26 protein-coding genes and 1 tRNA gene are annotated in these 26,345 nt (G+C 44.5%); 11 read left to right on the plus strand and 16 right to left on the minus strand.

Features of this window, described 5'->3' with window-relative positions; genetic code table 11:
• Positions 1-53: 53 nt before the first annotated feature.
• Positions 54-506, plus strand: a complete 453-nt coding sequence (locus ABDK00_RS05665; RefSeq protein ID WP_346238909.1) for a hypothetical protein — start codon at positions 54-56, stop codon at positions 504-506.
• On the opposite strand, the gene ABDK00_RS05670 is transcribed toward ABDK00_RS05665, so the two are convergent.
• The 5 genes from ABDK00_RS05670 to ahcY form a co-directional block, all read right to left on the minus strand.
• Entirely contained in the window at positions 507-926 is a 420-nt protein-coding gene (locus tag ABDK00_RS05670) for a hypothetical protein (protein ID WP_346238910.1), read from the minus strand. It lies immediately after the preceding gene.
• 107 nt (positions 927-1,033) lie between these two features.
• Positions 1,034-1,393: a hypothetical protein gene (locus tag ABDK00_RS05675; RefSeq protein WP_346238911.1), complete on the minus strand. Its 360-nt coding sequence runs from the start codon at positions 1,391-1,393 to the stop codon at positions 1,034-1,036.
• Positions 1,394-1,590: 197 nt separating this feature from the next.
• Positions 1,591-1,896 carry a hypothetical protein gene (locus tag ABDK00_RS05680; protein ID WP_346238912.1) on the minus strand — a complete coding sequence of 102 codons (306 nt, stop codon included), beginning with the start codon at positions 1,894-1,896 and terminating at the stop codon, positions 1,591-1,593.
• A gap of 312 nt (positions 1,897-2,208) precedes the next feature.
• The gene (locus tag ABDK00_RS05685) at positions 2,209-2,637 is read right to left on the minus strand and encodes a hypothetical protein (protein WP_346238913.1); all 429 of its coding nucleotides are present in this window, start codon (positions 2,635-2,637) and stop codon (positions 2,209-2,211) included.
• A gap of 158 nt (positions 2,638-2,795) precedes the next feature.
• A complete protein-coding gene (ahcY, locus tag ABDK00_RS05690) occupies positions 2,796-4,124 on the minus strand; it encodes an adenosylhomocysteinase (protein WP_346238914.1) in 1,329 nt (442 codons plus the stop codon).
• Positions 4,125-4,328: 204 nt separating this feature from the next.
• Between ahcY and ABDK00_RS05695 the strand changes: the two genes are divergently transcribed.
• Positions 4,329-4,826: an Lrp/AsnC family transcriptional regulator gene (locus ABDK00_RS05695; RefSeq protein ID WP_346238915.1), complete on the plus strand. Its 498-nt coding sequence runs from the start codon at positions 4,329-4,331 to the stop codon at positions 4,824-4,826.
• Between the two features lie 46 nt (positions 4,827-4,872).
• On the opposite strand, the gene ABDK00_RS05700 is transcribed toward ABDK00_RS05695, so the two are convergent.
• Positions 4,873-5,598, minus strand: coding sequence for an FKBP-type peptidyl-prolyl cis-trans isomerase (locus ABDK00_RS05700; RefSeq protein WP_346238916.1), 726 nt, complete (start codon positions 5,596-5,598; stop codon positions 4,873-4,875).
• 227 nt (positions 5,599-5,825) lie between these two features.
• Between ABDK00_RS05700 and ABDK00_RS05705 the strand changes: the two genes are divergently transcribed.
• From ABDK00_RS05705 to ABDK00_RS05715, 3 genes are all read left to right on the plus strand, one after another.
• Complete coding sequence (locus ABDK00_RS05705; RefSeq protein ID WP_346238917.1) at positions 5,826-6,269, plus strand: acyl-CoA thioesterase; 444 nt, start codon at positions 5,826-5,828, stop codon at positions 6,267-6,269.
• Positions 6,270-6,304: 35 nt separating this feature from the next.
• Positions 6,305-7,075 carry an endonuclease/exonuclease/phosphatase family protein gene (locus tag ABDK00_RS05710; RefSeq protein WP_346238918.1) on the plus strand — a complete coding sequence of 257 codons (771 nt, stop codon included), beginning with the start codon at positions 6,305-6,307 and terminating at the stop codon, positions 7,073-7,075.
• Between the two features lie 274 nt (positions 7,076-7,349).
• Positions 7,350-9,608, plus strand: a complete 2,259-nt coding sequence (locus ABDK00_RS05715) for a DUF4347 domain-containing protein (protein ID WP_346238919.1) — start codon at positions 7,350-7,352, stop codon at positions 9,606-9,608.
• A 98-nt stretch (positions 9,609-9,706) separates the two neighbouring features.
• Here ABDK00_RS05715 and ABDK00_RS05720 read toward each other — a convergent pair whose 3' ends face one another.
• From ABDK00_RS05720 to ABDK00_RS05745, 6 genes are all read right to left on the minus strand, one after another.
• Positions 9,707-11,236, minus strand: a complete 1,530-nt coding sequence (locus tag ABDK00_RS05720) for a magnesium chelatase (protein WP_346238920.1) — start codon at positions 11,234-11,236, stop codon at positions 9,707-9,709.
• A gap of 86 nt (positions 11,237-11,322) precedes the next feature.
• On the minus strand, positions 11,323-12,420 hold the full coding sequence (locus ABDK00_RS05725) for a vWA domain-containing protein (RefSeq protein WP_346238921.1): 1,098 nt from the start codon (positions 12,418-12,420) through the stop codon (positions 11,323-11,325).
• A gap of 58 nt (positions 12,421-12,478) precedes the next feature.
• Complete coding sequence (locus tag ABDK00_RS05730) at positions 12,479-12,862, minus strand: DUF2116 family Zn-ribbon domain-containing protein (RefSeq protein ID WP_346238922.1); 384 nt, start codon at positions 12,860-12,862, stop codon at positions 12,479-12,481.
• Between the two features lie 52 nt (positions 12,863-12,914).
• On the minus strand, positions 12,915-13,346 hold the full coding sequence (locus tag ABDK00_RS05735) for a VOC family protein (protein ID WP_346238923.1): 432 nt from the start codon (positions 13,344-13,346) through the stop codon (positions 12,915-12,917).
• A 27-nt stretch (positions 13,347-13,373) separates the two neighbouring features.
• Positions 13,374-13,802, minus strand: a complete 429-nt coding sequence (locus ABDK00_RS05740; RefSeq protein WP_346238924.1) for a DUF1801 domain-containing protein — start codon at positions 13,800-13,802, stop codon at positions 13,374-13,376.
• Positions 13,803-14,070: 268 nt separating this feature from the next.
• Positions 14,071-14,142, minus strand: a tRNA-Glu gene (locus ABDK00_RS05745).
• A 179-nt stretch (positions 14,143-14,321) separates the two neighbouring features.
• On the opposite strand from ABDK00_RS05745, the gene gap reads away from it, so the two are divergent.
• The 5 genes from gap (at position 14,322) to ABDK00_RS05770 (ending at position 19,699) form a co-directional block, all read left to right on the plus strand.
• Positions 14,322-15,335: a type I glyceraldehyde-3-phosphate dehydrogenase gene (gene gap, locus ABDK00_RS05750; RefSeq protein WP_346238925.1), complete on the plus strand. Its 1,014-nt coding sequence runs from the start codon at positions 14,322-14,324 to the stop codon at positions 15,333-15,335.
• A 210-nt stretch (positions 15,336-15,545) separates the two neighbouring features.
• Positions 15,546-16,745 (plus strand): phosphoglycerate kinase, encoded by a 1,200-nt coding sequence (locus ABDK00_RS05755; protein WP_346238926.1) that lies wholly within the window; start codon positions 15,546-15,548, stop codon positions 16,743-16,745.
• A 63-nt stretch (positions 16,746-16,808) separates the two neighbouring features.
• Positions 16,809-17,174, plus strand: coding sequence for a diacylglycerol kinase family protein (locus tag ABDK00_RS05760; RefSeq protein WP_346238927.1), 366 nt, complete (start codon positions 16,809-16,811; stop codon positions 17,172-17,174).
• A gap of 162 nt (positions 17,175-17,336) precedes the next feature.
• Positions 17,337-18,419 carry a 3-phosphoserine/phosphohydroxythreonine transaminase gene (gene serC / locus ABDK00_RS05765; RefSeq protein ID WP_346238928.1) on the plus strand — a complete coding sequence of 361 codons (1,083 nt, stop codon included), beginning with the start codon at positions 17,337-17,339 and terminating at the stop codon, positions 18,417-18,419.
• Positions 18,420-18,544: 125 nt separating this feature from the next.
• Positions 18,545-19,699, plus strand: coding sequence for a phosphoglycerate dehydrogenase (locus ABDK00_RS05770; protein ID WP_346238929.1), 1,155 nt, complete (start codon positions 18,545-18,547; stop codon positions 19,697-19,699).
• Between the two features lie 87 nt (positions 19,700-19,786).
• On the opposite strand, the gene ABDK00_RS05775 is transcribed toward ABDK00_RS05770, so the two are convergent.
• From ABDK00_RS05775 to folK, 4 genes are all read right to left on the minus strand, one after another.
• Positions 19,787-21,748, minus strand: a complete 1,962-nt coding sequence (locus ABDK00_RS05775) for a sulfatase-like hydrolase/transferase (RefSeq protein WP_346238930.1) — start codon at positions 21,746-21,748, stop codon at positions 19,787-19,789.
• Between the two features lie 147 nt (positions 21,749-21,895).
• The gene (locus ABDK00_RS05780) at positions 21,896-23,170 is read right to left on the minus strand and encodes an MFS transporter (RefSeq protein ID WP_346238931.1); all 1,275 of its coding nucleotides are present in this window, start codon (positions 23,168-23,170) and stop codon (positions 21,896-21,898) included.
• A 27-nt stretch (positions 23,171-23,197) separates the two neighbouring features.
• A complete protein-coding gene (locus tag ABDK00_RS05785) occupies positions 23,198-23,827 on the minus strand; it encodes a deoxynucleoside kinase (protein ID WP_346238932.1) in 630 nt (209 codons plus the stop codon).
• A gap of 50 nt (positions 23,828-23,877) precedes the next feature.
• Entirely contained in the window at positions 23,878-24,399 is a 522-nt protein-coding gene (folK, locus tag ABDK00_RS05790; RefSeq protein ID WP_346238933.1) for a 2-amino-4-hydroxy-6-hydroxymethyldihydropteridine diphosphokinase, read from the minus strand.
• 187 nt (positions 24,400-24,586) lie between these two features.
• Here folK and sppA point away from each other — a divergent pair, with 187 nt between their 5' ends.
• Positions 24,587-26,341 carry a signal peptide peptidase SppA gene (gene sppA, locus ABDK00_RS05795; protein WP_346238934.1) on the plus strand — a complete coding sequence of 585 codons (1,755 nt, stop codon included), beginning with the start codon at positions 24,587-24,589 and terminating at the stop codon, positions 26,339-26,341.
• The last annotated feature ends 4 nt before the right edge of the window (positions 26,342-26,345 follow it).

Raw genomic sequence — 26,345 nt, forward strand, 5'->3', positions numbered from 1 at the left:
CACCGGACCGCCATTTATTTTTCTTAATTTTAATACACGCTAATATTCATTCTATGACTACACAATTATTACTGCTCGCTGCCGCGGGCTTATTATTGAGTTTTCAAATAAGGGCTCAACATGTAACCGAAGACAGCTTAAAACGCAACTCTGACTTATACGAAACCTATATCACGAAGGCGGAGCGAAAGCAAAAAGCTGCCAAAACATTAAAGTATGTCGCCATCGGCGCCGGCGCCGCATCGGCAACCCTGTTCATTATCGCGGAGGCCCGGCAAAATGAAAATCCGGACGGCTTTTTGGAAGGGCTTGAAGAGGGCGTTTACGCGGCGCTTTTTGCAACGGTCGCTGTCGCTTCCGGGGTTACATCCGTATTGCTGTCTGCTTCTTCAAAAAAATATAAAAAGGCTGCCCTGCGTCTAAGGCCGACGCTGGGCTTCCAGCGGATCAACCATCCGTTGATCAGCAATCGGTTGATGGCCGTAAAAATGATCATCGATTTTTAATTACCGGCGTTCAAAAATATAAGTAACCGTATTCAAGCCATTTCTCACCTTGGCTTTGAAACGGTTGGCATTGCCAAAACGCGGAATTTCAAAACTATCAAACTTTCTGTAGCTCCCTTTGGCGACATCAATACTCAAAATAAACTCGGTGTCGCTGTCACCCTCGCCATCCGTATAAGTGTAAGCGTCAATAAACCAATCTCCGCGATAGGTGTCTCCGCTGTGATAATAAACCGCGCTGTTGTCGCTGTTAAAACTAAAACTTCCGCCATTGAAAACGATGTGGCTGCTGCCGAGCCCAAAAGTATTGATCTCAACCAGTTTCCAGTCGCCGACGATGCGGTTGTTAAATTTTTGAAGTTTGTGCTTGGTGCAACCTGCCAGGGCGATCGGGATGAGCAGCATCAATAGGGCTTTCATAACAATATCATTTATAGCTATTTGACGGCGTTGTTTGGTTTTTGGTTGCAATAAAAAACCGCCCTTGTTTGGGGCGGCTTTCAAAGCTTTAATATTTAAGGCTCGAACTACATTTTTTGTTCGATTGTCACCAGCCTCTTGCGAAGATCCTGAAGTTCTACATTTTGCTTTTTTATTGATGAAACTAAAGCGGGGATCAATGCTTTTTCGTCGATCACTTTTATTACTTTGGTGCGGTAAGCGTTTTTACCAAAGCGCTCGCTGATTCTTTTTTCTTTTACCAAACTGGGAAAAAGTTCCTGGAGGTCTTTCGCTAAAAAGCCGTACTGTTTACCATGTTCGAGATTGAGTTCCTCGATAAAATGCGCGTCAGAGCCAAGTTTGATCAATTTTTGCGGTTCAGTTACCTGCGCAAAAGAAAATGTTGAAACAAAAACAAAAGCGAATGCTATAAATACTTTTTTCATGAGTTTGTCTTTTATTGTTTTTAATGACCACATGCCTGCATGTCGAAAGACGGCTATTTTTTGGTCATTTCATTGGATTTAATTTGATAAGGTTTGTTACCCCTACGGGTAATACAATTGGGAAAATGTAAAATGTCGAAATGAAGCCGTGTATATGACCGATATTGAACCCTACGGCAGATGGCTAAAAATTCGTCTTAGGCTTGCTCGGGAGGTGGGGTGACAATACCCAGGTGGATGGTGGGGATAGCGCCGGGATAATAGGCGGAACCGGCCATTGAAAAGCCGGCAATAAGAATAGGTAATTGAATAGGCTCTGCAAGGAGCTTTTGTTCTTGCTCGCCGCTGCGTTCTTCCGTGCTGTTTTCAGCGCTGCGCGACTCGCAATCGGTACATATTTCTTTCTGCTCGGCACTAAAAAGACGCATTTCTGCTGACACTTCTTTCGATGCAAAAAGTGATAACAAAAAACAAGCGATGATATGTACCAGTTTTAATTTCATAAACTCAATAAGACCAAAGGAATTATTTACCTCTTCAACACAAATCTATAAAAAAAGTTGTTGGCGGCCCGCTTTAATTTGTTATAAAACAGGGAATTAAAAATTCATATAAAATATTTTATTTATTAAATAATATATTTATACGAATGGTAATAAACCGGAGCTTGAAAAATCTATTTTGAAGGTTTTGGTAGTTTGTTTTTGGTCGTTCCCAGCCGCGTATTTACCGCATACAGGTATCGAGCTGAAGTATGAAATTATTTTTATATGCATTAAAAATAATTTCCTTTTTAAGAAAAAATTTACCTGTTTTTATCTTGTAAAAACATTGGCGACCGATCGGTCATCAGTTTTAAACTTGATTTTTCTATTATTAAAATAGAAGAGTGTAAACATTTGAGTTTTGCCGAAGTCTGCGAATGCTAGCTCGAGTTGATAAATGGGATATTGGCTGCCGCTTACTACAATCTCCCAAGAACCCCGATAGCGCTGGTGACGCGTTTTATACATAAAAGTCTTGTTGGGGTAAAAGGTGATATTTCCGCGCGGCAACGTTCTTTTAGCTGCTACGTGGGCTTCGGGTGGCGGTATCCGGCTATTCACGATCCAGTTTCCCATTAAGGTTTGGTATAGCTTATTGGCGTTTTTGTCTATGCTGCGAATGGAGGAGCAGGATCCGAAAGCGATTATATAAAAAATCGAAAGCAGTATCTTCATTTTTCCGGTGGCAGTAGTAATCATGTATTTGGATTGGAAATAAGACCATTACAATTACAATCCGGTTGCACTGGGTTACAAAAAGTTTTCTTTTTATTTTCGTCGCCAACTTTTTAAAAATTGAAAAGCTGCCTCCCCCGAGACAGCTTTTCGTTTGATATAAAAATAAAACGTTCGTTTTATTAGTATCTGTATAATTCCGGCTTGAAGGGCCCTTCTTTTGGAATACCCAGGTAGTCGGCTTGTTTGTCGGTCAATTCGTCCAGTACGACGCCAATTTTTGAAAGGTGCAGCCGGGCAACTTTTTCATCCAGGTGTTTGGGCAACACGTAAACATTGTTTTCATATTTATCGTGGTTGGTCCATAATTCAATCTGTGCCAGCGTCTGGTTTGTGAAAGAATTGCTCATAACAAAACTGGGGTGGCCTGTAGCGCAACCCAAATTTACAAGACGGCCTTCAGCCAGCAGAATGATATCCTTTCCGTTCACATTATAAATATCCACCTGAGGTTTGATCGTGTCTTTTGTATTGCCGAAATTATCGTTCAACCAGGCAACATCAATTTCAATATCAAAGTGCCCGATATTACAAACAATCGTCTTATCCTTCATCGCCTGAAAATGTTCGCCTGTGATAAGGTCGCGGCATCCGGAGGCCGTAACAACAATGTCGGCTTCTTTTACAGCGTCGATCATTTTCTTAACTTCAAAACCATCCATAGCGGCCTGAAGCGCACAAATAGGATCGATTTCGGTAACGATGACGCGACAACCTGCACCCGCTAAAGAAGCGGCTGATCCTTTTCCTACATCGCCATAGCCGCCTACTACGGCCACTTTTCCTGCCAGCATCACATCGGTAGCACGGCGAATAGCGTCTACTAAAGATTCTTTACAACCGTATTTGTTGTCAAATTTAGACTTCGTTACAGAATCGTTTACGTTGATGGATGGAACCGGTAAAGTGCCTTTTGCAACGCGCTCATAGAGGCGATGCACACCCGTGGTTGTTTCCTCGCTAATACCTTTTACATGCTGCACAAGCTCCGGGTAAACATCCAACACCATGTTGGTAAGGTCGCCACCGTCGTCTAAAATCATATTCAAAGGACGGTCGGCGCTTCCAAAAAATAAAGTCTGCTCAATACACCAGTCGGCTTCAGCCTGCGTTTGTCCTTTCCAGGCAAAAACACCAACGCCTGCGGCTGCGATAGCGGCCGCCGCATGATCCTGGGTTGAAAAAATATTGCAAGAACTCCATTTTACTTCCGCACCCAGGGCAACCAGTGTTTCGATCAAAACAGCGGTTTGAATAGTCATGTGAAGGCAACCTGCGATACGCGCGCCTTTTAAAGGCTGTGACGCGGCGTACTCTTCGCGAATGCTCATCAGGCCGGGCATTTCCGCTTCAGCCAGGCGGATTTCTTTGCGGCCCCATTCTGCCAGCGAAATATCTTTCACTTTGTACTTAAGATCAAAGTCGATCTGAGTTTTTGTAACGTTAGACATAATCTTGTTTAAATGATTTTTTAATTGATAAGAAGTTGATATTAACGCCTCCATTTTTAAATCATGATGATGGAAAGCTATATAACAATTGCGTCGAATAGAAACAGCTGCAAAGATAGTGAATAGCAGAATGATGCAGCTAATATGGATTTTTTTAGTATAAAATAATGAAATATTATATTTGTCAGTATAAAATACTGTTTTATGCCTGTAAACAAAGTGTCCAAAGAAAGATTGCCTGAACCTGTTAAACTGGATGGTAAAGACCGGGAGATGTTAAAAATGCTTCAGGCTAATGCACGCATCACGGTGAAAGAAATCGCCGGCGCCATTCATTTGAGTACCACACCCGTTCATGAAAGGTTGAAAAGGCTCGAGCAGTCCGGTGTTATTACGCATTACACGGCAATACTCGACGCCAACAAGCTCGGGAAAAAATTAATGGCAATCTGCTACGTTTCGCTAAAAGAACATAGCAAAATTGCTGGTTCTAAATTCATAAAATCTATTCTGTCGATGGCGGAGATTCTCGAGTGCTATAGTATATCCGGCGAATTCGATTTTTTGTTGAAAGTGCTTACTGAAGATATGGAAGCCTACTACGATTTCCATGTCAATAAATTAAGCCAAATCGATAATGTGGGCCATGTGCAGAGCACTTTTGTAATGGGCGTGGTAAAACAGGTGCAGTTCCAGGTCTAAAACCCGGGAAAGAAAAAATCGCTCCGGAAGGAGCGATTCAAAAAATTTATTGGCCTTTTTTTACTTCCAGTAATTCGATATCGAAGATCAGCGTGCTACCGGGCGGGATGCTGCCTGCGCCGCGCAAGCCATAACCAAGATCCTGTGGGATGAAGAATCTGTATTTGGATCCCGCGGGCATTAGTTGCAAACCTTCTGTCCAACCCTGAATGACACCGCCGTCCACGGCAATGGTCAATGGTTCGCCGCGATCATAAGAGTTGTCAAATTCGGTGCTGTCCGTCAACATGCCTTTATAATGACATACCACCGTGTCGGCAGCAGTGGGTTTTACGCCATCGCCTTGTTGCAACACTTCATATTGCAGGCCGCTGGCTGTAGTCTTTATATTAGGATTGCTTTTGTTTTTTTCAAGAAAAGCACGGCCGGCTTCAAGTACATCTTTCGATCTGTTCTCTTCCTCTATTTGAGAAAACTGCGTTAAGATCATCCGCGATTCTTCGTCGGTGAATTTTGATGTTTTGCCATCAAACACCGTTTTTATTGCATCCAAGAAAGCTTCTTTATTAAGGCTTTTCAAATCCTGTGAAATGGATTTGGCAATATTTTGCCCGATCGCATAACTGGCGGAATCTGCGAGCGTCTTTAATTCAAAAGAAGCGGCTGCTGCCGGTTTTGAAGTTGCGGAAGGGCTTTTTGCCTTCGCGCTGGTTTGTGCTGTCGCACCCATAGCGATAGCCGACGATAAAATAAGTATAGCTGTTTTTTTCATTCGTAAAATTTTTATGGTTTGATAGGTCGAATGGAACTTACCAGGTATAAAATTTTCATACCTCAGTATGATAAAAGTGAAAATTTTATTTTGAATGTTTCATTGTTTGTTTTTTCAAAAATCATTTGCCATCGCAGATGGCAAATGGAAATCAGGACGTGCAAAAATAGTCGTAACATTGTTACGGAACTGGTAAATAAATCAATTAAAATAAAAAACTCAAAAATATGGCTACTTATGCAAAAGAGGTCGAAGTAAGGTGGTCGGATCTGGATGCAAATGCGCACCTGCGCCATAGTGTTTATTATGACTGGGGCGCTTTTTGTCGCATCGAATTTCTGAGAGAGCATGGGTTATCAACTTCAAAGATGCAGGAACTGCATATCGGGCCGGTCCTGTTTCGCGAAGAATGTATATTTCGAAAAGAAATAAGGCAGGGTGATAGAGTTGCCATCAATATGGAATTAACCCGAGCAAGAAAAGATTTCAGCCGCTTTTCGATGCGGCATACGATAACCAAAAATGACACCGTGATGGCCGCGGTGCTGCAACTTGATGGCGCATGGATGGACACGGTGTTGAGAAAACTGGCTGCGCCGCCCGCGCTTGTAGTAACGAGCTATGATCAAATGCCTAAATCGGCTGACTTTGAATGGTTGAACATCGATTGATTTTAAAATTTTTTAGCCCTTTAACCCATCACGAAATGAAATATGTTCTTCCGGTGCTTGTTTTCGTATTAGGTTATTCTTGTAAAACAGTTGCACAGCGCCTTACCGTCATGTCTTATAATATCCATCATGGTGCCGACAAAAACGAAGTCGATCAGCTGGAGCAAATGGCGACGTTCATAAAATCGTCAGGAGCTGAGTTGGTTGGCCTCCAGGAAGTGGACAGTGTTTGTACGCGTAGCGGGAACGTTGATCAGATGAAAAAACTGGCCCGGCTGACGGGAATGCATTATGCTTTTGCCCGGCATTTTGCGTACCAGGGCGGCGCCTATGGGATGGGTATATTATCAAAATTTCCTATTCGCGGCGTGGAAGTAAAGCGGATGACATTATTAAAAAGTAAAAACCCTTCTACAGCCATGATCGTTGCGACCATTGCAGTCAAAAGGAAACGTCATATAAAATTTGCTGCTGCGCATTTCGCCCTGGACGACAGCTCTCGTTGGGTGCAGGCGCGCCAGGTGGTAGAATTTTTAAAAGAGCAGCGCCTGCCGGTTATTTTTACAGGCGATTTAAACGCAACGCCAGATTCAAAAGAAATACAATACCTCCATCGCTTTTTTACATCAGCTGATTCGAAGGGAACTTTTACTTTTCCGGCGCCTCAGGCGGTTAAACAGATTGATTATATTTTGGTCAGCAAGCCGCATTTACGAGAAGTAGAAAAGCACGCTGTGCCCATTAATGATTTTTCTGATCATTTGCCTGTTCAGGCAAGTTTGATCATCAATACACATTACGAATGAAAAAAATTATTGACTAAACATTGAATTTTCAATGTTTACACATTTATTATTTTTTATATATAAAAATGTTTCAACATTGTTTTTTATTTTTACCGCCAATAAAATATTGGGCTGGTGAAAACCCTATCAGCCTGAGCCAAGAAAACTAAAAATAGCCTGATAAACCTGCCGGTTGGCCGTTTCTCCCTGCAGGTTATTTCACAACTTATGCATTGCTGCTGCAAGAGCAATTTCAGTTGGGCGCTTATAGCTTAACAATTTAAGACCATATAGCATGAACTGTTCAAACTCTTTCCCTAACATGAATTTCCGCAAGTTTACCTCCGTATTGTTCCTTTGCGTATGGATGATGCTTGTCTCAAAAGCATCCATGGCAGAACATGTCTATATAGATGAGGCCCTCAGAACGGAAGCTAACCGCAATATCGTCGCCGCTCTGCCGGCAAAATTGGCGCCATTTAAATCCGATTTTTTTGTATGGTCGCATGGCAGGCCTGGCGCTCTACTGATAGAAGGGCAATGGCTATCGGGCCAACGCCTGTTGCATTGGTTTCAATCTCAAAAAAATGTTTCCGGAATGCCGGTACGCATTTATGGTTGTGCCTTTGGTAAAGGAGCGGTTGGTAGGGAAGCCGTTGCCATGTTGTCGAATGGATTGGGTGTTGCCGTTTCCGCTTCAGATAATCTAACGGGCGAAAACGGTGACTGGCTTTTGGAAGTGGGCGAATTTTTCGACCGCATTAAGCTATCGGATTTTAAGGGTAACCTTCAGGTTATTGGCGGATACGAACCCAACGATGATTTTGATGGTGATGGCGTTATCAACAGCGCGGATGATGACGATGACAATGATGGTATTTTAGACTTGCAGGAGGGGTGTATCCAATCTTTATACTACGGCGACGGTCGACTTAATGACACCTTAAGAGGCAATCCTGCGCAACAGGGCAATCAATTGATGTACACTTTTGCTTCCGGTTCGTTGACCGCGAACAATAATAGGAATATCCGCGACCTCATTATGAATCCTGCAGCCGGTATTTCAACCATCAGCGCCGGAAGCGGGTTGGGCCTTACCGTGGTGGCGGGAGCCGGCAGCGCGACGCTTAATGGTGTTAACGCTGCCACCCTTGCTGAGGCTAAAGCCAATAACGATTACATTCAATTTACTTTCAGGTTAGATGATCTTTTCGCTACATCGGCGATTAGCTGGGTGGGTTTTTTAAACGGAATTCAGCAAACTGGTTTTACGGCCACCTACTCCGTGCAGGCGGGCGCCGGGGCCTTCACGGATGTCGCAACACGTGTGCAGGCAACCAATGAGGGCGGGTCGGCAAATCGGGTGGGTAAGGAAAATATTGCTTTAAGCCCGCAGTACGCGACGGTAGCCGATGTTGTTTATACGGTTCGTATCTATTTTTATGGTTTGAATGCAGGTATTACAACCATGAATATCGACGATATTTTTCTCTCCTTTGATTTGTGTGGGATGGATACCGATGGAGATGATATTTCGAACAGTATGGAAACGGATAGCGATGGTGATGGTTGTCCTGACGCCCTCGAGGGAAGCGCCAGTTTTACCTACGCAAATTTAACAGCCGGACTCATGTTGACGGGCGGCGTGAGCGCAACCGGTGTGCCGACAATTACGGGGTCTCCCCAGGAGCCGGGCTATTCGAGGGCCCCGGCGCTTTCAGATCCTCAACATGCATGTGATCCGCCTCAATCTTACAACAAGACCGAAAGTGTTACAGGTGCTCCTACACTCATGACGGTTCCTGCGCTTGAGGGCAGCGACCCCACCGATCAGCCATCGCAGGGCGCTTGGCTGGGCGGCTCGCTCGCGATTACCCAATTGCCGTCGAATCAATTTATATTGGTGTATGACGGCGTAGACATCACAACTGTCAACCAGGTCATCAGTAATTATGATCCGGCTAAGCTCACTATCGCGCCCACCGCCACCACGCCCGGCGGAACCAGCTCAACTTCTTTTGCCTACGCCACGCTGGATGCGCAGGGTCAGCAAGACCCTTCACCTGCTACGGTTACTCTAAATTTTTCCCAGCCACTGCCGGTGATATTTGGAGATATACAGGCCGCCCTGGACGATGGCGGAAGTTTAAGGGTGCGCTGGCAAAGCCTTAATGAGCAAAACAATGATCGCTATGAGATTGAATCTTCTTTCAACGGTATCGATTTTAAGGTGATTGGTACAGTTGCTTCCAAAGCGGTGGATGGTAATGCCGATCATTCCATCGAATACGAGTTTTCGGCCACTGCTGCGGCCCATATGATGGTGTTGGGGATGGTTCTGTTATTGGGTTTTGCCTTTACAGGTTATAATAAATACAAAAATGTCGTGTTTATTATGGGCATCGCAGCAGGATTGGGTTGGCTCAGCGCCGGATGCGGCAAAGAAAACAGCCGGTTACCGGATAGCGATAATCAGCTATATATCAGGATTGCGCAGATTGATAAAGATGGTAGTAAGCAATATAGTAAGGTGGTGAAGGCCATAAAGGAGTAACTAACATTCTATAAAACAGAAGGCTTCTCATTAAAAAGCCTCCTGTTTTTATTTGAAATAACGATCGCCGTGCCCAATGCAGCATACGCTTTTAAACGCTATGCTTCTTCATCAAAGTTCATCTCATCGTCTTCCTGTAAAAAATTATTGGTAAGCATGCTGCCAAACAGGTCTTTAAACTCTACTTTATTTTCGAAAAATTGTTTATTAATAAGTGAGTAAGACGCCAGCCCATGTAAAACAAATTCCATCAAAAGGCCTGCTTGCAGCTCATTAGCGCCAGAAAAATATTTCTTTACCAGGGCGTGTAAGCCATCAACGGAATATAGCAACTGAAGTTTGTGCTCGTCTTTTGTATTGAAGGGCAGATTGAGATGATTGCCTTTGTCGAACCAACTGATAATAGGACGATAGGGGTTTTCCTCTGCTTTTTGCTGCGCAGAAGGTTTGCTCGTATTGCGCCGTTTTTTTAATTGATCCGGATCAGGGAAATACTGCACAAACTGGCTGCGTATGGCTTTATCCACCAAATTCATAGCCACCTGGTAAGGCCCTTCCTGCTCGCCTTCATACACCAATTCAACCTTCCCTGTGATGGATGGGATGATCCCCGCCAGGTCGGAAAGCCAGATCAGCGTTGACTTTTCCCCATTAATTAATGCCCTTCGCTCCGCAGCGCTAACCGCGTTTTCGCGGGCAGAAATAGTAAGTCGTGCACTAACGCCGCTTTTCTTATCGACAAACTCACTGCTCCGCGCCTCAAAGGCGACCTGTTCTATAAGGCGCTTTATCAAGTCGCTTATCAATACTTTGTCCACCACATCCTCGTGCAACACTGCTTCCTGTTCGGTAATTTCGAGCGCGTGTTCGAGTGATTTTGGATAATGCGTCAAAATCTGGCTTTGAATGCGATCTTTCAGCGGCGTAACAATGGAGCCGCGGTTGGTGTAATCTTCCGGATTGGCGGTGAAAACAAATAGTATGTCGAGTGGCATACGCAGTTTAAAACCGCGGATTTGTATATCGCCTTCTTCCAGGATATTAAAAAGAGAAACCTGGATGCGCGCCTGAAGATCGGGTAATTCGTTAATTACAAAAATACTTCTGTTGCTGCGCGGAATAATGCCGTAGTGAAGTACCCGCTCATCAGCAAAACTTAATTTTAAATTGGCCGCCTTAATGGGATCAATGTCGCCGATCAGGTCGGCCACACTTACATCGGGCGTTGCCAGTTTTTCGCCATAACGCTGGCTGCGGTGCAGCCATTCGATCGGTGTGTCATCGCCTTTTGCCGCGATCAGGTCCACGGCATATTTTGAAACCGGTGCCAGTGGATCATCATTGATTTCGCTGCCCGCTACGATTGGGATATATTCATCAAGCAAATCGGTCATTTGCCGCGCCATACGCGTTTTGGCCTGGCCCCTCAGGCCCAGCAAAAGTATATTGTGCTTACTCAATAAGGCGCGCTCCGTTTCAGGAATAACCGAATCTTCGTACCCTACAATGCCCGAGAAGGTGGGCGAACCGTCTTTGAGTTTTTCAATTAAATTTTGTCTTACTTCTTCTTTTATCGATTTTGATTGGTATCCGCTTTTAATAAGTTGTCCGAGTGTATCTGCCTTCATTAATGTCTTTTTTTTCTGCATCTGTGGGATTAAGTTTTGTAAATATGGGGTAGGAGTTTTATGTTCAGTTGCTTACTGACCTTCCATTAAAAAACCGTGCGCGATTTGCCGCTTTCAAAATCTTTAAAAATAAAAGTGCCTAAATTATCAAGCGATGCGAAGTACGCTTTACCGTGGTTCATTTCGGTAAATTCCTGCACGAAACGCTGTAAATAGGGGTCAGTAGCGATCATAAAGGTGGTGATCGGGATTTTATTTTTTTTGCATTGTGCAGCAAGGTTCATGCAGCGGTTGACTACTTTCCGGTCGAGTCCAAACGCGTTTTTATAATACCTTTTGCCCACCTTTAAACAGGTTGGTTTTCCGTCGGTGATCATAAAAATTTGTTTGTTGGGATTTTTCCGCCGGCGTAAAATATCCATAGCCAGTTCGAGCCCGGCAACGGTATTAGTATGATAAGGGCCTACCTGCAAATAGGGCAGGTCTTTGATTTCGACAGGCCAGGCATCATTTCCAAAAACGACAATGTCAAGCGTGTCCTTGGGGTAGCGGGTCGTAATTAATTCGCTCAATGCCATCGCTACTTTCTTTGCCGGCGTAATCCGGTCCTCCCCGTATAAGATCATGGAATGGGAAATATCGATCATCAGCACGGTGGACGTTTGGGTTTTAAAATCTGTTTCCCTGATACTCAGGTCGTCTTCGCGAAGCGAAAAGCTTTCAACGCCGTGATTGATTTGAGCGTTCCGGATCGACTCGGTAAAATCGATCTGTTCGAGCATATCTCCAAATTGAAAGGGCCTGGTATCGGGGTTGATTTCATCGCCCTGGCCGGGTTTAAAGGTTTTGTGATCGCCCTGCCTGCTTTTTTTCAGCTTTCCGAAAATCTCTTCCAGGCTTTTTTTCCGAATGCTTTGCTCTGTTTTTGGGGTGATTTTAATTTCGCCCCGCTGATTATCATCAGTAATATATCCTTTTTGTTTGAGATCTTCTATAAAATCGCCGATACCGTAATTGTCATCAGTTAGCTGATATTCTTTATCAAGTTGATTGAGCCATTCCAGCGCTTCGCCCACATCTCCACTGGTAAAAGTGAGCAATTGCATAAAAATATCTAACAACTTTTCAAAAGGCGATTTGCCCTGCTGGCTGTTGTCAAATTTTGAAAAATGAAATCCGTGCATATAATAAATATAACACTAAAAGGGCAGCGGAGTTTAACAGGCGGCCGAACAAATTATTTCAAACTTCTTTGTCTGCTACCACCAAAATTCGATTGTTTTCCAAAGGGAGATAACCCAGATCATAACAGTAGCAATAGGTTTTGCCTTTTTGCGTGGTGTATTGGTGTGTGAAATATTTGAATTTAAACCCCAGTGCGATAAGTTTTTCGCGGGTGGTTTGAACCGTTTCCGCTTCACTGGCAAGCAGCTGAGCCAACAATTGCCGGTTCTTTTTCAGCGCGTTATTGATGTTTCTGATCAGCCGGCTGTCGGCGCTTTTCATTTGATTATTGTAATTATTTCTGCAATAATCATCACAAAATTTCTTATCGCTCCTGCCTTTGACTGCTTTACCGCAATTCAGGCAGGCGCGTTCTTCATTCAACCGGGTTGGAAGTTGCATAAGTTAGCGTGACAATTGATTTTTAAAATATGGTGTTTGATAAGGCGATGGATTATTGCCTTTGTTCGTTGTAACTCATCATCCAGTTTACCCCAAATTTATCGGTCAGCATCCCGAAATAATCGCCCCAGAAAGTTTTGTTTAAAGGCATCGTTATCCGGCCTCCTTCTGAAAGCGCGCTGAATATTTTGTCAGCTTCATCCTGGCTGTCGGCAGTGATGGAAACTGAAAAATTATTGCCTTGAATGAAGTTGGGCGCCCAATCGGTTCCGCAGTCACTTCCCATTAATATTGATTTGCCGATGGGCAGCGAAACGTGCATGATTTTGTTTTTCTCTAGGTCTGAAACCTGGTGCGCTTCGCCTTCGGGCATTTCGCCAAACCTTCCCATGTAAGCGAAGTCGCCTCCAAATACTGATTTGTAAAAGTCGAAAGCCGCTTCGCAATCGCCGTTGAAAGTTAAATAAGTGTTAGTGGTTGCCATTTTATTTATTTTGACGGATGTGAAATTTTAAGTTTTGCCGTATTTGGCCTCCAGATGGACGATTGTGCCCCGGATCAATTGCTTTAATACATCCGTATCAATATCGGAAAGTTTTTTGACATAGATGCAGCCTTTACCCATTTTGAATTTTCCCAGTTCCTTCAATAATGCATCCTGCGCTTCGCCACCCGAATAAACATATAGTGAAATGGCGGCTTTGCGGGGCGAGAAGCCGACCAGCGGCCAGTCTCCTTCCTGCCGGCTCCGTTCTGATTTGTAATGGTATTTTCCAAAACCAATGATGGATGGCCCCCACATTTTAGCTTTGTAGCCTGTGAAGTCCTGCATGAGTTTTAATAATTCAAAGCCATCTTTCCTTTTTTGTTCGGTATCCGCAAACGAGTTGATAAAATCTTTAACGCTGGCGTTGTTTTGTTTGGTTTTCAGTTCGGCCATATAAAAGGTTTAAATAGAATAACTTTCAATTTACTAAAAAACTATAGAAAATTGCGCGCCTGGGAAAACAAAAAATGCCCCGAAAGCGATGTTCGAAAAGTTGTATGACAATAACAGATGAATATAATCAGCTGTCGATGGCAAGTTGACAATTTCCTGCAATACCAATATTTTTAGCCAATCCCCCAATATCTAACCTGATCCTTAAGCACTCAAGTGCTCCAACACTTTCAGGCACAAAAAAACCGGGCTGAAAAGCCCGGCTTTGTACCGCGTACGGGAATCGAACCCGTGATTCATCCGTGAAAGGGATGCGTCTTAACCCCTTGACCAACGCGGCTCATCGTTTTTGGGAGTGCAAATATAGTGAGCTCCCGCAATCTGACAAAACTTTTTTAATAATTCTTTTTAAACACCCTACGTGCGAAAAAAATAAGATGTATTTAGTACACTTTTCCCTAAAATCACTAACTTCACGCCTCCAAAAAAAGTTCTTATTAATTAAATCACTAAAAAATCATGAGCACAGTAAAAGTAGCCATCAATGGTTTCGGCCGCATCGGACGTTTGGTTTTTCGCCAAATCTACAATCAGCAAGGCATTGATGTGGTAGCCATTAATGATCTTACCAGCCCCAAAGCCCTGGCGCATTTGTTAAAATACGATTCGGCACAAGGCCCTTTCAATAAAAATGTTACTCATTCAGATAATTCAATTACTGTTGAAGGCGAAGAAATTAAAATTTACGCACAAAAAGATCCTTCTCAAATTCCATGGGGCGATCACGATGTAGATGTGGTATTAGAGTGTACCGGTTTCTTCACAGATAAAGATAAAGCTTCGGCTCACATCACCGCGGGTGCTAAGCGTGTAGTTATTTCTGCTCCTGCAACCGGCGATCTGAAAACAATTGTATTCAACGTAAACCACGATATCCTCGATGGTAGCGAAACCATTATTAGCTGTGCATCTTGTACAACTAACTGTTTGGCTCCAATGGCGAAAGTGCTTGATGACACCTACGGCATCGAGATCGGTATCATGACGACCATCCATGCTTATACCAACGATCAGAATACTTTGGATGCACCGCATCCTAAAGGAGATCTTCGCCGCGCTCGCGCCGCTTCTTCTAACATCGTTCCCAACAGCACAGGCGCTGCAAAAGCTATCGGCCTGGTATTGCCTAATCTGAAAGGAAAATTAGATGGTAGCGCTCAGCGTGTTCCAACAATTACCGGTTCGATCACCGAGCTGAATGTAATTTTAGGAAAAGCCACAACCGCCGAAGAAATCAATGCAGCAATGAAAGCAGCGGCTAACGAAAGCTTCGGTTACAACGAAGACGAAATCGTAAGCAGCGATGTGATCGGAACCAGCTATGGTTCGTTGTTTGATGCAACATTGACTAAAGTAATGAACGTGGGCGACAAGCACATCGCGCGTACAGTTTCATGGTACGACAACGAAATGAGCTACGTATCTCAGTTGGTTCGTACGGTGAAATACTTTGCCGGTTTAATCACGAAGTAATTCTAAACTTTATATTAAAAGCGGGGCATTATGTTCCGCTTTTTGTTTTTAATGGCCTGGGAATAATGAATAATCCATCGATCTTACTATTAACCATTGAGCATTCACTATTGACCATTGACCATTGACCATTAACCATTAACCATTGACCATTCACTATTGACCATTAAGCCATTCACAATTAACTATTCACCATTCAACATATCAATCATGTCTAAATTTTCCGACTATAACTTCAAGGGCCAGAAAGCGCTGGTGCGCGTTGACTTCAATGTGCCGCTCAATGATAAAATGGAAATAACCTCGGATGCACGCATGAAAGCAGCGGTTCCTACCATAAAAAAAATTATCGCTGATGGCGGTAAAGTCATTTTGATGTCGCATCTGGGCCGTCCTAAAAACGGGCCGGAAGACAAATTTTCTTTAAAACATTTAGTTAATCATTTAAGCGGCCTGCTTGATGGGGCCACGGTGTTGTTCGCCGGCGACTGTATTGGCGAACAGGCCCATCTCACTGCCAATATGATGCGCGAGGGTGAAGTGTTGCTGCTTGAAAACCTTCGCTTCTATAAAGAAGAGGAGAAAGGCGACGAGGCGTTTGCTGAAAAGCTTAGCAAATTGGGCGACGCGTATGTAAACGATGCCTTCGGAACAGCGCACCGTGCGCACGCTTCCACAGCCGTTATTGCAAAATTCTTCCCTGCGGAAAAAAGAATGTTCGGACTTCTAATGGAAGCAGAAGTTAACAGCGCGCAGAAAGTGTTGAGCGATGCTCAAAAGCCTTTTACGGCCATTCTGGGCGGCGCCAAAGTATCCGACAAAATTCTGATTATAGAAAACCTGTTAGATCGCGCTACAGATATTATCATTGGTGGCGGCATGGCCTATACTTTTTTCAAAGCCATGGGTGGCAATATCGGCTCGTCGCTTTGCGAAGAAGAAAGGCTGGATACCGCTAAAGAAATTTTGGAAAAGGCCAAAGAAAAAAATGTTTGTATTCATTTGCCGGGCGAAAGCATTATTGCCGATAAGTTTGCCGCAGATGCCGACACATCAGAAGCCCCCAGCAATAATATCCCGCAGGGCTGGATGGGTCTTGATATTGCCGGAGAATCAAGAGGGCAGTTTGCAAACGTGATAAAAAAATCAAAAACAATTCTTTGGAATGGCCCGATGGGAGTTTTCGAAATGGAAAAATTTCAGGGAGGCACCAAAGCTATTGCTGACGCGGTGGCCGAGGCAACCGAAGCCGGCGCTTTCTCTCTGGTAGGCGGCGGCGATAGCGTGGCAGCCGTTAATAAATTCGGCTACGCCAGCAAGGTAAGTTATGTATCAACCGGCGGCGGCGCGATGCTCGAGTTTTTTGAAGGCAAAACTTTGCCCGGCATCGCAGCGGTAAACGAAGCCTGATCAACGTTTTAAAAAAATGCGAAGTGTAGAGCTTCGCATTTTTTATAATTAGATTTGTCCTGAATGAATCGTCCCTTTTCTTTTAAAAAATTTGTAAAAAGTTTCGGGTATGCACTAAACGGGCTGGGCAGGGCGCTGCGGTCAGAGCAGAACATGAAAGTGCACGCCCTTGCTGCGATAGCGGCTGTGGTGTTGGGCTTTTGCTGCCGTATTTCTGCTTTGGAATTTGCGGTCGTGATTATGTGTATCGGCGTTGTAACGGGCTTTGAAATCCTAAACACGGCTCTTGAAAAACTTTGCGATTTCGTGTCGCCCCGGTATCATGAGCAAATCAAGGTTATTAAAGATCTCGCGGCTGCAGCGGTTTTGATCGTTTCGGTAGCTGCCCTCCTGATCGGCATAATTATCTTCCTTCCGAAATTTTTTTAGCAATCGGTTTTCTTCGAAAAAATGCGAAAGCGTCTCTGTCATTCAACTGTAAGTTTGTTCACCAAATGTGCATAACTGTTAAAAAACAACAGTACAGGATTGTAATTACATTAGATAAGATTAAATTCGCGCCTCAATATTTTAAACAATAATCAATTGGCAATGCAAAGAGTTTACAATTTTTCAGCCGGCCCTTCTGCACTTCCGGAAGCGGTTTTAAAGAAAGCACAAAGCGAAATTTTGTGCTATGGAACAAGTGGAATGAGCGTTATGGAAATGAGCCATCGCTCAAAAGACTTTATGTCCATTCTTGAGTCGGCTGAGAGTTCGTTACGCGAATTAATGAAAGTGCCAGATCAGTATAAGATTTTATTCCTGCAGGGTGGCGCGTCTTCGCAGTTTGCTATGGTTCCGCTCAACCTGATGAACAAAAACAAAAAAGCGGATTACGTGAACACGGGCGCCTGGTCGAAGAAAGCTATCAAAGAGGCCAAGCGCTACGGTGCCGTGCGCGTGATTGCATCTTCTGAAGACAAAACTTTTAATTATATCCCGCAGCTGGATGCTTCTCAGTTTGATAAAGAAGCTGATTATTTTCATATCACTACCAACAATACCATCTACGGAACGCGATTTGCGGAACTGCCCGACAGCGGCGACGTGCCGCTCGTAGGCGATATGTCTTCCGATATTCTTTCTAAAAACTATGATGTTTCGAAGTTTGGATTGATTTATGCCGGCGCACAAAAGAATCTTGGCCCTTCCGGGGTTACCGTGGTTATTATCAGGGAAGACCTCGCAGGCCATGCGATGGATTTTACCCCCACAATGTTTAACTATAAAGAACATATTGATAATGGCAGTATGTATAACACGCCGCCCACTTATGGTATTTACCTGATCGGCCTGGTGCTAAATTGGGTAAAGGAGCAAGGTGGGGTTGACGCGATGGAAAAGATCAACATTGATAAAGCAAACACGCTGTATAATTTCCTGGATGAGTCGGCGCTTTTTAAAAGCACTGTGGCCGGCAAAGACCGCTCGGTGATGAACATACCTTTTGTCACAGGCAATGAAGAGCTGGATGCGAAATTTATCAAAGAAGCTACCGCTGCTGGTTTTGTACAATTGAAAGGCCACCGTTCGGTAGGCGGCATGCGGGCCAGTATTTATAATGCGATTTCTTTGGAAGGCGTTCAGAAACTGGTTGACTTTATGAAACAGTTTGAAGTCGCCAACAAATAGTAAGTTGTTCATGGTTCATCGGCAATGGATCATGATGGATAGGCGACCGACAATTCTCTAATCTTAAAATAATAAGACGGTTTATAGCTTTGAAATTTTATCTATGAACCATGAATCCAATAAATATGAGTTATACAATTAAAACATTAAATAAGATTGCAAAAACAGGGCTTGAGCAATTGGGCGACAACTACACAATTGACGATAGCGCTGCGAATCCTGATGGTATCCTGCTAAGGAGCGCTTCCATGCATGAAATGGAGTTTCCTGAATCTTTGTTAAGCATTGCCCGCGCGGGGGCAGGAGTAAATAATATTCCTATCGATCGTTGTGCTGAAAAAGGCATTGTCGTTTTTAATACGCCCGGTGCAAACGCTAACGCGGTAAAGGAATTGGCCATTACTTCAATGCTGATTTCTTCCAGGAAAATAGTGGAAGGTATCAATTGGGCAAACGGGCTGACGCAGGATGTGGCCAAAGAAGTGGAAAAGGGCAAAGCGCAATTTGTAGGCCCTGAACTCGATGGCAAAGTATTGGGCGTAATTGGATTGGGAGCGATCGGTGTATTAATCGCGAATGCCGCTACTAACCTGGGTATGGAAGTCTTAGGCTATGATCCTTATATTTCCGTAGATGCCGCATGGGGATTGTCGAGGGCGGTAAGAAAGGCCAACGACCTGAAAACGATCTTTGAACACGCAGATTTTATCACGCTGCATATGCCGTACAATGCGCAAACCAAAGGCACATTAAACGCCGAAACCTTTGCACAGATGAAAAAAGGTGTACGCATTATCAATTTATCGAGAGGGGAATTGGTTAATGATGATGATATACTTGCGGCAATTGAAGATGGAACGGTTGGCGCCTATGTAACCGACTTTCCTAACGAGAAAATGATCAACAGGCCGGGTGTTATTGCCATTCCTCATTTGGGCGCTTCAACGCCGGAATCGGAAGATAATTGCGCTGAGATGGCCGCCCGCCAAACAAAGGCTTACCTGGAAAGCGGGAATATCAAAAACTCGGTCAATTTCCCTAATTGTGAGATGCCGGTTTCGGGCGCGCAACGGATTACTGTTGCCCATAAAAATATTCCGAATATGGTCGGCCAGATTTCAACGGCTCTAGCCGAAGGCAAGGTTAATATCAAAGATATGATCAACAAAAGCCGCGGCGACTATGCCTATACCATTCTCGACCTTGAAACGGTGAGTAATGAAGAAAGCATTGCTAAGATCCGGCAAATTGAAGGGGTAATCCGGGTACGTGTGATTTAAATTACTTGTAAACTTTTATAGAAAATGCCAGTGCAGCGCGCACTGGCATTTTTATTTTAATGGTTTTGATCAGGAAACAGTGAATTGTTATCGCTTGTTTTGCCGGTTACGCGCGCGCTTGTTGCCAGGATTATCTTTGCCACGTTTGTTTTCCATAATGCCCTGGGCGGATAAAAAATCCTGGGCGGCCCATCTCACATATCCGTCTTCATCCATCGCCGCGTTTCTTGCTTTTGCAACGTCGGCAATAAAGGGTTGTGGATGCCTTGTGTATAGCAGGTAGTTGATCGCCATTAACCGGATATGTTCATTATCAGATTGGATGGCTTTTCTAAGTACCTGTGCCGAAGCGGAGTCGGCGAAAAGATGATAACTGGTGGCCGCAGCGGTAACCGAAACCGGCGGGTAAGGATCGTTGATCGCCTTAGCTAAAACCTGTTTGAGGACGGCATTTCCCTGCTGACAACGCAGGCCCATGGCGGCCCAGTAGCGCACTATCTTATTTGCGTCGGATAACAGCGCTACCTGCTGATCCACCACTTTATTTCCCTGGAATCCTGAAAGCATAGCTGCTTTGTAAATATCGGCAAACTTAAAATCAGGGCTCAGCCTGTATTGGTAAGCGGTTGTTTTTTGAGAAGGGAGCTTCGCTATTTCATATTCAGGCAATAACATGATATCCTTTGATGCGTTCATGGAAACATCAAGCCGGCTCCGCATTTTTTCCAAAAGAGGTTGCGCTGATGGGTCATTTGCCAGGTTGTTCATCTCCCAAACATCGCGTTCGGTATCGAATAAAAATTCGGCGGGGCGGGGTTTAAAATATTGCTGCTGTGTTTCGCTAAGTTGCCCATTGGCGAGGTCGCGGCGCATGATTTTTTTGATGGGGCTGATTTCAATATAATTGATATATCGAAGCTCCGGGGAAAAAGTTAGAAAATTTCTCGAATAAAGATAGCGACCGTCCGTAATACTGCGCACCATATCAATGCCGTTATCACAGCGATCGGTGGATAATTCAATGTATTCCGGCGCTTCTTTTTTATGGGCTCCCATCATAATTCTGCCGGTCATGTGCTGCGGAACCGTTCCGCCAGCCAGGCTGATCATCGTAGGCGCTAGGTCCCCAAAATGAACCAGCTCAGTGTTGACGCTGCCATTGGCGCCGGGCGCCAAATGACGATACATCGGCGGCACCCAAACGATAAACGGCACGCGATATCCCAAATCAATGCCATTCGTCTTGCCGCGTGGTATGCCTTCCCCGTGATCGCTGAAAAAGAAAATAATGGTACTATCCGTCAGCTTATCTTCTTTTAATCGATGCAAAACTTCGGCAACGCGCTTATCGGTTAACTTTAATGAATTGTACACCCTTGCAAATTGTTTTCGCATTTCCGGCGTCTGCCGATAAAAAGGCGGCATCGGGAACGCATCATCTGCAATTCGTTCGTCAGGAGATAGTTTGTCCCACACGTTTTTCTTGTAAGCCTCATACGGGTCGGTCATGGTTTTGGACTGGTGGCTTTCCGTGAAGTTAAAGACAGCAAAAAAAGATTGCCCCGGTTTCCGGTTGCGCCAGGTAGCTTTTCCGCTGCTCTCATTCCATGCCGTTTCAACAAAGCTTTTTGAATCCACGATATTATAATCGGTCTTCACATTGTTTGAAGTGTAGTATCCTGATTGCTGCATGTAGAAGGGAAAGCCTTTGATAAAATCGGGGAGGAGGATTTTGCTGCGGTGATGCCCGGTGCCCGCCTCGAAAGCTCTTACGCCTGTAATCAAAGTCGTTCTGCTCGGCGAGCAAACGGTGCCGGTAGAAAAAGCATTGGTGAACCGGGTGCCCACCGACGCGAGGCTGTCGATGGTAGGCGTTTTGGCTGCCTTATTGCCGTAACAGCCGATGAATTCGGGAGAGGTATCTTCGATCGTGATCCAGAGGATATTAGGTTTTGATTGCGCAAAAGAGGCGCTGGCGCTTAAAAGTATCAGTAAAGAGAAAATGGCCTGTTGCAGGCGGATTAAGTAATTTTTTCTGTGGATATGCATCGTTGAATTAGGTTTTTTTTGGATTAGATAGCAGAACCGCTTAAAAGTTTAGACGCTGACTCATAAAAATAGGCAATCAGCGGCAACAAGCTTTGCCGGGCTACAATTCTTATAGGAAACGATGCAAATTTTTCAGGAAGGCACAGGTCAATATTCGAATTTTCTTAAGGTCGGCGCTTTAAACCAGGTAGTGATGACGACGGCAAGCGTCATGCAGCCTCCAAATACAACCGATGGAATAACACCCATCGCCCGCGACATGACGCCGCTTTCAAACTGGCCGAGTTCATTGCTGCTTAACACAAACATACCACTTACGCTGCTCACGCGGCCGCGCATATGATCGGGTGTTAGCAGTTGCATCACTGTTCCTCTTACCACCACACTAATGCCGTCCAATATGCCGGCCAAAACCAGCGCAAAAAACGATACCCAGAATATTTTAGAAAGTCCGAACAGAATAATGCAAATACCAAAACCTGCTACCGCAATCAACATTTTCCGGCCCTGATTTTTTCGCATGGGAGAAAGTGTTAGCGCGATTACGATAAAGATAGCTCCGATATCAGTGGCGGCATTTAGCCAGCCAAATCCTTTGGGCCCGATCTTCAGAATGTCGCTGGCGAATACGGGAATCATGGCCACGGCACCGCCAAACAATACGGCAAACATATCCAGCGCCATGGCGGCTAACAGCGCTTTTGTCTGAAAAACGAACGCCAACCCTTCTTTGATGCTTTCCCAGGTTTTAGGTTGGGGTGCGCCTTTTTCGTTGGTGTGAATGGGAGGTTTTGGTTTCAATTGAAAAAGAAAAATGATACTCAAAAAAATCAGGCTGCAAATCACAAGCAAAGTCGATCCAATACCGATTAAAGCTATCAAGAAGCCGCCGACAGCATGGCCGGTTACCGACGCCGATAACCAGGTGCCCTGGTTCCAGGTGGTGGCATTCTGCAACAGGTTTTTGGGCACAATCGTCGCGATCATCGCACTGAAACAAGGGCCTACAAAGGAGCGAAGCATGCCGGTAAAAAAGAAAACGCCGTAAATAAACCAACTGATGTGGCTGGTATGAAGCAACGCCTGCGTTTCGGAGGTCGATAAGGCAAAGAGAATGAGTGCTGCGAATAAATAGCCGGTAATGCCCTGCAATATTAGCTTTCGCTTATCATTGGTATCTACCCGGTGGCCAGAATATAAAGCGAGGGACAGCGCCGGTATAACTTCCGAAAGGCCAATCAGGCCGATGGCCAGCGGATCTTTAGTGAGTTGGTAAATCCACCATCCTACAACGGTCGTGATCATTCTCATAGCCGCTACAAACGTAAACCGGCCAATCATAAGGTTTCGATATTCAGCGATGCGGACTGCTGCAAAGGGGTCATTGGTGATCTGCGTTTCGGGCGTCGGTATGCTTGTCATTGAGGCAGCAAAAATACAACGGAACGATCACAAATTGATATGATGAATTCCTGGTTCATATTCGCGTTCCAAAGCGTCTTGTATGATCTTCAAATGAGCGTTGTGATTGATAAAATCTGCCCCGGAAGCATCCACCAATAAAACAGGAATCGGCAACTGGCGGATATACTGCAGATAAGTTTCCTGCAAACTCAATAAATAATCGTCGGGAATATTTTGCTCATAAGAACGCTGCCGTTTCCGTATGTTCTCCTGAAGCTTCCGGACCGGGGCGTGCAAATAAATCAGCAACTGAGGCTGAACCAACTGTTGTTGCACAATGTCAAACAAGCGCTGATAAAGTTTAAACTCATCCTCGCTCAGCGTCACTTTGGCAAAAAGAAGTGATTTTTTAAAAAGATAATCTGTAATAGTGAGTTGCTGAAACAGGTTTTTTTGCAATAGCAGCTCCTGAAGTTGCTTATAACGCTCCGCCATGAAAAACAATTCGAGCGGAAACGCGAACTGTTTTGGCTTTTCGTAAAATTTAGGAAGAAAGGGGTTGTCTGCAAACGCCTCTAACAACAACCGGGCGTTGTAGTGCTCACTCAGCGCCTTCGCCAGCGTTGTTTTGCCGGCGCCGATATTGCCTTCTATGGTAATAAATTCGTATTGCAAAAACTATGGGTTGATTTAGTTGCTGAACAAATATAGAACGCTCAGCTATCTTATTGTATTTTTTTTACATGCAATTGATCGGGGCATGCTGCCCAAAGTTCGCCGATGGTTTTGTTGAGCACCGGATGCAACCTGCTGCCTGCCAACTCTGCCAACGGCGCCAACACAAAGTTACGTTCGGCAATGCGCGGGTGCGGAATCGTAAGTGTTGGTAAGGCTATTATTTCGTTATTGAAAAATAAAATATCAATGTCGATAAGCCTCGATCCATACCGTACGGTTCTGATCCGGCCCATTTGCTTTTCAATGGCGGTAATCGCCTCCAGCACGCTCAGAGCATCCAGTTCGGACACTGTTTCCACCACCTGGTTGTAAAAAACGGGCTGATCTTTTATACCCCAGGGCTCCGTTTCATATATAGCCGACTGTCGCATCACCGGGCCGATCTGTTTTTTAATCATTTCAACAGAGGCTTCCAGATTGCTTTTCTTATCACCCAGATTAGATCCGATGATCAGGAATACATGATTAGGGCCGGGAGTCATGATAGTCGTCGCTTTTGTTTCAAACAAGTGCTCAAAAGTACACAACAGATTTAATATCCGAAGCTTATGATTCTTCCCTTTGCATGTTATTTATGGTTAATTTTGCCGCTTGTTTGGCAAGCTGCCAGTTTTAACCGACACATCAGTGCTTGAAACACAGTATTACCGCATGTTAATCTCACCGGTATAACTTATGTGCATAAACAGAATATAGATGAAATCTTTTTTCAAATTTTTTTTAGCAGCCTTTTTGGCGTTGGTCGTTTTTTGTGTTGTGGCTTTGTTTTTTTTCGTAGGCGTTTTAGGAAGCAAACTTTCCGAGACGGCCCCCGTTATCGCCGAAAAGTCGGTGCTGGAAATTGACCTCAGCAAGCGATATGAAGAGCGGCCGGTGAAAGATCTGCAGGCGGTGGTGCAGTCTGAATCGCTGGGACAGCCGCCTTCGTTATATGATCTGATTCGTTTAATCGAAAAAGCCAAATCAGATGATCGTATCGGCGGCATTTTATTGAAAGCCGATGGCAATGGCAATGGTTTTGCAAGTAGCGATGAAATTAGAAATGCACTAATCGGCTTCAAACAATCTAAAAAGTTCATTATTGCTTATGCTGATATGATGTCGCAAAAAGCTTATGGCATCGCGAATGTTTCGGATAAAATTTACGTGAGCCCCAAGGGATTTTTTGAATGGGTGGGTTTCAGCGTCAATTATATGTTTTTAAAAGGCGCACTTGACAAACTGGAGGTAAAGCCTCAAATTTTTTATGCCGGCAAATTTAAAAGTGCGACCGAGCCGCTGCGTGCAGAAAAAATGACCGCAGAAAATAAATTGCAAACGACGGTATGGCTCAATGATATTTATAATGATTTCTTAGTCCATACGGCGGAAGCGCGCAAGCTCGACACCGCAGCTTTACATCGCCTGGCAGATGAAGGGGCCATACAAACACCTGAAGATGCGATGGCGCATAAACTGATCGACGGGCTGAAATATGATGATGAAATACAGGAAGAGATTAAGCATCGTTTAAAAATAGACAGCACCAAAAAGATCAATTTTGTAAGCATTGAAAAATACAAAGCGGCCCATAAAGATTTAAGCGGTAGCGGCGATGACATCGCGTTGATCTACGCAACGGGCAGCATCGTTGATGGCGACGGCGACGCGCAAAATATAGGCAGCGCAAATTATATTGATCTTTTGCGAAAAGCCCGTTTAGACAAGTCGATTAAAGCCATTGTGGTACGCGTCAATTCCGGGGGAGGCAGCGCTTTGGCCAGCGAAAATATTTGGCGGGAAATGTCGCTCGCGAAAAAGGAGAAGCCGCTGATCGTTAGCTTTGGCGACGTTGCGGCTTCGGGCGGCTACTATATATCCGTTCCGGCCGACAGTATTTTTGCTTCAAAGAGCACTATCACCGGGTCGATCGGGGTTTTTGGCGTAGTGCCCGATTTGAGTTCCTTCTTTAAAAATAAATTGGGGATCACATTTGACGGCGTTGCCACCGGCCCGCTGGCGAATGCCGGCAATATAGATCATCCAATGACGGAAAGGGAAAAAGCGCTGGTGCAGACACATATTGAAGACACTTATCAGCAGTTTAAACAACGTGTAGCCCAAGGCAGAAAAAAAGATACAGCATACGTGGAAACCATTGCGCAGGGCAGGGTTTGGACGGGTTTGAAAGCAAAAGATGCCGGGTTGATTGATGCTTACGGCGGCCTGCAGCAGGCTATTGCGGCTGCAGCAAAAAAGGCCAAACTGACAGATTATGAAGTTCGGGAATATCCCAAATCAGAAAACTGGTTGGAGCGCATGCTGGGAATGGACGGCGCGGCTATCTCGGAAACGAAAGTGCAGAAAGAATTGGGCGATGATTATTATCAAATTTACCGGCAGGTTTTAAAAATAAAGGAAATGACACAAGGCGCACAAACCCGCCTTCCTTTCGATTTTACGATCCAATAAATTT

This window comes from Niabella insulisoli, from assembly GCF_039652435.2.
GTDB lineage: Bacteria > Bacteroidota > Bacteroidia > Chitinophagales > Chitinophagaceae > Niabella > Niabella insulamsoli.